Below are 1,503 nucleotides of genomic sequence, written 5' to 3'. Positions count from 1 at the left end.
GGAGGTGCTGCGCCGGGTGCCGCGGGCCCGGCTGGCCCTGGTCGGCGGCGGGCCGGAGGAGCAGCGGGTCGCGGAGCTGGTCCGGCAGACCGCCGAGCCCGCCCGGATCCGGCTGGTCGGGGACGTGCCGGACCCGCGCCCGTGGCTGGCGGCGGCCGACCTGGTGGTGCTGCCCTCACGCTGGGAGGGGATGGCCCTGGCCCCGCTGGAGGCGATGGCGGCCGCCCGTCCGGTGCTGCTGACCGACGTGCCCGGCGCCCGGGAGTGCCTGCCGCCGTCCGAGCTGGCACACGCGGTGGTCCCGCCCGAGGACGCGCGGGCCCTCGCCACCCGTATGGGGGACGCGCTGTCAGATCCGATCGAATGCGAGCGGCGCGGTGCCCGGTTGCGCGAGCACGTGGTGGGCCGGCACGACGTGCGCACCGTGGTCGAACAGGTTGACGTCCTCTACCGCCACCTGCTGGGCGCGGGACCGGCGGCGGGGCGGCGCCGGGCCCGTGTCCCAGAGCGGATCTGATCGTTTCACATGCCGTGAATGCCCGCCGTTTCCGGCGTTGTCGTATTCGCACCCTCGGCCGGATAGGGAGGCGAGGCGTCAAATCCGAAATACCTATTAATGGGCGGCTGGAATGAATCGGCAAGTCAACTTCCGGCCTGTACCGCCCGGTTCTGTATTGTCGGATTTTGCCTGCTTCGTTCGGATTTCATGTCGGGAATTCACGGCTGGGCCCCTCGCGACCGACTTCTTCGTGACCAGTTCCTTTGCGATCGGCCCCGCCGCCGGACATCCGGAAGCCGCGAGCGGCAGCAGGTGCTGTCAGGACCGCGCCCACCGGGCCGGGACGGCCGCCCCGCGCCAACCGGTGCCGGGGCACCGTCACCCCGGGCACACAGCAGGGGAGATCGTGCGCTGATGACCATTGACCACGAGAGTGTGCCGCGATCGAGCGGACCCCTGTCCGGCCCCCGCCGGCCCGGCACCGGGCTGCTCGACCGGCCGGCGGGGGCGGCGCACCTCCGGACGGTCCCGCCGCAGCACCGGTCCCGTGGGACGGTCCGCTCCCGGCTGGCCCTGTCGCTCGCCCTGGTCCAGGCCGACGTCATCGCGCTGTGCTCCGCCGGCGGCATCGCCAACCGCGCCTTCGACCCGGCCGCCCCGCTCGACCCGCTGCTCGGCGTCCCCGCCGTCCTGCCCCTGCTGCTCCTGCTCAACCTGGCCGGCGGCCTCTACCGCCCCCGGCTCACCCTGTCCGTCCTGGACGAACTGCCCGCGCTGTCCGCCCGGGCCGTGGTCGCCACCGCCTTCGCCGTCACCCTGTCCGGCGGCCTCGGCGGCCACTGGCCCGACTGCGGCCCGGCCAGCCCGGCCCGGCTCACCGTCCTGCTCGGCGCCCAGCTGCTGATCGTGGCCGTCGGCCGCGCCGTCCTCTACCACCTGGTCCGGCGGATCCGCCGCAGCCGCCCCAGCCCCGTCCTGGTGCTCGGCGCCGGCCGGCTCGGCCG

General features: G+C 74.7%; 1 protein-coding gene and 1 pseudogene. Both read left to right on the top strand.

Annotated elements, in window-relative coordinates; all coding sequences use genetic code 11:
* The coding region (locus AE652_RS41185; RefSeq protein WP_049661096.1) for a glycosyltransferase at positions 1–517 on the top strand (517 nt) is incomplete at its 5' end.
* 396 nt (positions 518–913) lie between these two features.
* Positions 914–1,503 (top strand): annotated as a pseudogene (locus AE652_RS41180) (hypothetical protein); the annotation flags it as partial.

Origin of the sequence: Kitasatospora sp. MY 5-36 (genome assembly GCF_001182915.1) — a bacterium.
In the GTDB taxonomy this organism is placed as follows: domain Bacteria; phylum Actinomycetota; class Actinomycetes; order Streptomycetales; family Streptomycetaceae; genus Kitasatospora.
The sequence above is the reverse complement of the archived record's forward strand: the minus strand, read 5'-3'. Positions and strand labels throughout refer to the sequence as shown.